Here is a 726-nt window from a genome sequence, read left to right on the forward strand (position 1 = left end):
CGAGAGTTTTTCCGCCGGCAGGCGCGAGGCGAACTGCCAGCTCTTGCGGCCCATGGCGTCGTAACCGAAGCAGCTGGTGAGCGTGCCTTGGGTGCGCAGGACTTCGCGGTGCAGGTCGTCGCGCTCGATGTCGCTGATGAGCTGGCCGTCGAGGTTGAGTTGGTGCAGGTGGCCGCTGCCGTAATACAGGTGATTGAGGTGTTGGCCGGTGGGCAACGTCAGGGTGGTGAGGTTGCTCAGTGGGTCGTATTCGTAGGACAAGGCGCCTTGCTGCGTCGTCTCCTGGATCAGCCTTCCGAGCAGGTCGTAGGCGAATTCCAGCGTTTCTTCGCTGACGCCCAGTTGCTTGCCCTGCGCGGTCGGCAGGCGCTGGATCGACAGCAGGCGATCAGCGTCGTCGTACACGTAATCCTGACGGGCATCGGCATTGAGTTTGGCCAGCAGCCGACCAATGCTGTCGCGCTCGAATTCGGTACGACGCTGTGGCCGCTCGCCGCGTTCGCCGTAGCCGGTTTCGTCGACCTGGGTCAGATGCCCGCCGAGGTTGTAGCTGAAGCGCCGGGTCAGGTTGTCGATGCGTTTTTCTTCAATCAACCGGTCGGACGCATCGTAGGCGAACTGGTACGCCGCGTTGTTTTCGTTGATCAGCGCGGTCAGGCGAATCGCCGGGTCGTATTCGTAGCGGATGCGCTGGCCCTTGGCGTCCTGACGGCTGCTCGGCAATCC

At 62.8% G+C, this 726-nt stretch carries 1 pseudogene; it reads right to left on the reverse strand.

Annotated features, from left to right (window positions below):
- Window positions 1-726, reverse strand: a pseudogene (locus tag ACW9JC_RS30380) (type IV secretion protein Rhs); the annotation flags it as partial.

The sequence above is a fragment of the Pseudomonas sp. SDO5591_S426 genome (genome assembly GCF_054070755.1).